Origin of the sequence: Flavobacterium restrictum (genome assembly GCF_007097245.1) — a bacterium.
Taxonomy (GTDB): Bacteria; Bacteroidota; Bacteroidia; order Flavobacteriales; family Flavobacteriaceae; genus Flavobacterium; species Flavobacterium restrictum.
Genome location: NZ_VJZT01000040.1, coordinates 1 through 4,887, shown reverse-complemented (window position 1 = coordinate 4,887; position 4,887 = coordinate 1). Strand labels below are relative to the sequence as shown.

Annotated in this window: 4 protein-coding genes; all 4 read right to left on the bottom strand. The window is 32.5% G+C overall.

The window, feature by feature from the left end:
* Positions 1-617: 617 nt before the first annotated feature.
* Positions 618-800, bottom strand: coding sequence for a hypothetical protein (locus FNW21_RS15940; RefSeq protein ID WP_144257740.1), 183 nt, complete (start codon positions 798-800; stop codon positions 618-620).
* A 15-nt stretch (positions 801-815) separates the two neighbouring features.
* Positions 816-1,403 (bottom strand): hypothetical protein, encoded by a 588-nt coding sequence (locus tag FNW21_RS15935; protein ID WP_144257739.1) that lies wholly within the window; start codon positions 1,401-1,403, stop codon positions 816-818.
* 271 nt (positions 1,404-1,674) lie between these two features.
* Entirely contained in the window at positions 1,675-2,136 is a 462-nt protein-coding gene (locus FNW21_RS15930; RefSeq protein ID WP_144257738.1) for a hypothetical protein, read from the bottom strand.
* 743 nt (positions 2,137-2,879) lie between these two features.
* A complete protein-coding gene (locus FNW21_RS15925) occupies positions 2,880-3,623 on the bottom strand; it encodes a DUF2625 domain-containing protein (protein WP_235889659.1) in 744 nt (247 codons plus the stop codon).
* Positions 3,624-4,887 lie beyond the last annotated feature (1,264 nt).

Genomic DNA, 4,887 nt, shown 5'->3' with positions numbered 1-4,887 from the left:
TTTGCCAAATCTTCCAAATACAAACCAATTTTTCCATTAAGCCAAATCCCCAAATTGCTTGTAGCGTGTGTTACTGGCTGGTTATTTAGTCGAAATTACAATTAAACCGCAAATTTTTTCAAGCTTCTATGGCAAAATCCAACTTTTAAGTTTCGGTTTTCGGTTTGCAATTTTCTACGTATTATTTTTAATTATTCGCTTTTTAATTTCTGCGCAAAAACTTTTCAAGTTTCTGCTTTTCAAGTTCCAATTATCACGCTTCTGTTTTCAGATTTCAATTTTCAAGTTTCTGTTGGCAAGTTTCAATTTTCACACTTCCGCTTTTCAGGTTTCAACTTTTCAAGTTTCTGTTGGCGATTCCAATTTTCACGCTTCTGCTTTGTAAGTTTCTGCGAGTTGCAAACTTTATTTTCAAATCGAAATTACCTGCGTAATTTCGGCATAACTAGCCAGTAACGTTTCGCGGCTTGCAGAAGTGGCGGATTAAGGAAGCATAAACTTTCGGTTAAACACTAACTTTACAAGTACAAAACCAATTTTAAATTAAGCCCAAAACCCGCCATTTTTGCAAACCGCTGTTAGTGGCTGGCAAAATATTTTTACTGTTTTCTTGATAATTATTTCGGAATACTTTCTTTAAATTTTTCTATTGCAACATTTGTTCTTTCTTCTGAAATGATATAATTAGCAAATGCGTAAAGGAAGATTACAATACCAACAATTATTGCAATTGTTTTATATATATATGTTTTTTTAATTGTTATTTCAGAATTATTCGAACTTTGATTTTTTGATGTCATCTTATTTTTTTATTTTTAATATTCTGGAAATAATCTCGTTGTAAAATTATCATATGTAAAATCTTTCAAATCAGGAAGTGGATTCATTTTCACGATTTTTTTTGTAAAACTAATTATTGCATCTGTATCCTGATCTTGAACTTTAATTGTTCGTAAACCTGTAATTGCGTTGTAGGATTGAGTTTCACATCCTGAATTGTCGCAACCATTGCTGTCGTAACCAATTAATACAAATTTACCATTTTGAAGTCTAAATTTAGTTGAATAGTTACCTCTCGTTAAATCGGTTCTAATTGTGATTACACCCTTGACTATTGTTATATCCCCAAATCCACTACCACTTCCCATATTAGATGAGTCAATTGCTTTATTTGTTGATAAAACTTTTGTAAAAGTTCCATCAGATTTTGTTATAAAAATCTGTAAACTGTAAACTGTTTCTTCGCTACTCTTTTTGTATTCCGAAACAATTACATAATCTGCAATATTGTCCTTGTTCAAATCTCCAGTTGCTTGTTTTGCGACTTTCCATTTATTTTGTGATTGTGCAACTAATGTTGTTAATAATAATAACGAAATAATTAATTTTAGGTTTCTTTTCATTTTTTTTAAATTTTTATATTTTACGTTTTTTTGTGTGGTGCGGATTGCTTGCCACTAACGTTCTGGCACTACAGCGGGTTTGGGACTAAATTAAGCCTATTCTTCGGATTTGCCAAATCATCCCAAATACAAAACCATTTTCCTATTAAGCCAAATGCCCAAATCCGTTGTAGTGGCTGTTATAAGGCGGTTTTATTGTCGGTTTCGTGTTTCCACCGATATTAAGTGAAACACATTTTTAAATTTAATTATTTATGAGAAAAATATATAACTATTTATGTTCAAAAGATTTTTGGCTTTCTGTTTTAGGTGGGCTTACTGGAGCTTTACTATATGCTTTAACTTCTTGAATCATTAAACCGCCAATGTAACCAATAATACCACCGATTATATATTTTAAAATATCTTTTTTCATATCTTCCGACTGTAATATCCATTTTTCCATTGCATATTTCAAACGAATATATTGTAATAAGTTTAGTTTAAAGAAAATAATATGTTGATTTTTATAGCCTCCTTTATATCGTATAAAATAATTACTTTTAAATGGAGCTTTTTCAGGACAATAATGTTTTTCAAACGTGTAGTCTGTAGAGACTTCAATTTGATAAGATGTTAAAATTAATGGACTCACATCAATAAGATTCAGCCCATTGATTTTGCCATATCTTACATTGATTATACAATCATAGTATTCTAGTAAACCAGCTTGTAGTTTTCCTTTAATTATCATATATCTTTTGATTCGTTTAATATAAAAATTTTTAAATATTATGAAAACATTACATCTTTTTTCGCACTTCGGCTCTTCCAAACTGCCTTATAACGTCCCCGCGCTACAAGCAGTTTGGGACTAAATCAGCGTTATCTTTCGGATTTGCCAAATCTTCCAAATACAAACCAATTTTTCCATTAAAGCCAAATCCCCAAATTGCTTGTAGCGTGTGTTACTGGAGGCTTGTTTTTGTCGAAATTACGATTAAATCGCAAACTTTTCACGCTTCTGTTGGCAAAATCCAACTTTCACGTTTATGATTTTCGGTTAGTAATTTTAACGTTTTACTTTCAATTATTTACTTTTCGCTTTAAAATTCTGGGCAAAAAAAATCAATTTTCTGCTTTTCAATTTTCTGTTGGCAGATTCCAATTTTAAACGCTTCCGCTTTTCAAGTTTCTATTAGCAAATTCCAATTTTCACGCTTCAGTTTTTCAGGTTTCAAATTTTCAAGTTTCTGCCGTTACAGTCCAATTTTGACGCTTCTGTTTTTTAAGTTCCTGCGAGCTATGAAAGTTATTTCCAAATCGAATTTACCTGCGTAATTTCGGCACAAGTCTCCAGTAACGTCCCCGCGCTACAAGCAGTTTGGGACTAAATTAAGCCCTATTTTCGGATTTGCCAAATCTTCCAAATACAAAACCAATTTCAAATTAAGCCTAATACCCAAATTGCTTGTAGCGTGTGTTGGCGGTTGTTTTTTATTTATCTATTCCGAGTTGTTTTCTAAAATCCATATTTAGACTATATTGTTCTTCGATAGGAACTTCTTTTCTTGAATTTTTATTTATTTCTTTACCTTCTTTTGTCCAAAGAAAAGGCACGAAGTTATAGACTTTATCTCCATTTAACTTTTCAACATCTTCTTTCCAATTTGTCCATCTAAAACCTTTGTAGAATTTTTCTAAATCATTGTTGAAGCAAAAATCTAAAAATTCCGAATAAGACAAATCTAAAGGTTCAAATTCTAAAGTGTCAGGTGCAAAATAATAAATCTTACCAACGTCTTTTCCTAATCCACCGCCATTTAATAAAAAAAATCCACCAATTGCATCGTCGGCAATCAATAAAAAAGGAGTTGGCTTTCCAAATTCGGTTATAGTTTTTCCAAAATTCCAATCTGGAAGTGTTCGGTTCAGTTTTTCGTTTCCGGAACCTAAAATTCTAATCCAACCATTATCGACTAGTATTCCGCCCGTTTGATAAACAATCGCTCCCATCGGTGAACGAGTTGTAATTTGAGTTTTGAATAATGCTTCTTTTGCTTTTTCGTTATCGACTTTCAGTATTTCAATTTTATTTTTTGCTGAACTTATCCATTCACTTACCAATTCCCAACCTGGTTCCGTTTCATTTATTAATTCTTCAACTTTTCTCATTTTGTCTTGTGAATAAACATTCAAATTCACGATAATTAATAATATAAATAGAATTTGTTGTTTCATTTTAGTTCTGTTTTTCGACAAAATAACCGCCAACGTCCCCGCGCTACAAGTAGTTTGGGACTAAATTAAGCCCTATTTTCGGATTTGCCAAATCATCCCAAATACAAGACCATTTTCAAATTAAGCCAAATCCCCAAATTGCTTGTAGCGTGTGTTATGGGGCGGTTGTTTTGTCGAAATTACGATTATCACAAAAAGTTTTCACGCTTCTGTTGGCAAAATCCAATTTTCACGTTTCCGTTTTTCTGCTCCTAATTTCGGCGTATTATTTTTCAATTATTCACTTTTTAATTTCTCCGCAAAACTTTTCAAGTTACTGCGGGCAAATTCCGGCTTTCACGCTTCTGCTTTTCAGATTCCAATTTTCAAGTTTCTGTTGGCAAATTCCAATTTTCACGCTTCTGCATTTCAGATTCCAACTTTCCGGCTTCTGCTGGCGATTCCAATTTTTACGCTTCTGCTTTGTAAACTTCTTGCGTAAAAAAATTCATATTTTCGAATTGTTTTTATCTGCGTAATTTCGGCACAACTGCCCCATAACGTCTTGCCGCTTTGAGATGGTGTGTGCTTCGTAACCTTTCAATTTTCGGCTTTGCAGAAAATATGATGCGAAACGGTAATTCCACTAAATCACACACTAGCTCAAAACGGCTGTTACTGGCTGGTTGTTTCTAGCCGATATTCCAATTAATAACTGATTTTAATCCTATTTTTGGCAGACTAAAATCCTAATTCTTTCCAAAATATTAGCTAAATTGTATTCCCTTTTAAAATCGATTTTCAGACTATTTTTGGCAGACTTAAATCCCAATTCTAGTACAAATCTTCACTAAATTGTATTCTATTTTTTTTATTTCCATTAGAAAACCGTAAAATTTACGGTTCTGTTTTTTCCAGTTAGAAACTCCGAAATTCAAATTTTGCTTTTCAGATTCAGTTTAGAAACTCCAATATTCAAGTTCTGCTTTTCAAGTTCTGCTTTTCAAGTTCTGCTTTTCAGATTCAGTTTAGAAACTCCAATATTCAAGTTCTGCTTTTCAGATTCAAAACATCAAACTTTAATATTCTGGTTTTAAACTTCCGATTAAAAACTCCAATTTTCAAGTTTCTGTATTTCGATTTTCTGCGCAACTAAATGGCTTTTGAAAACCTGATGTTAACTGTAAAGCTCTTTCTCAACTTGCCAGTAACGTTCCCGCGCTACAAGCAGTTTGGGACTAAATTAAGCCCATTATTCGGATTTGCGAAATCTTCCAAATACAAA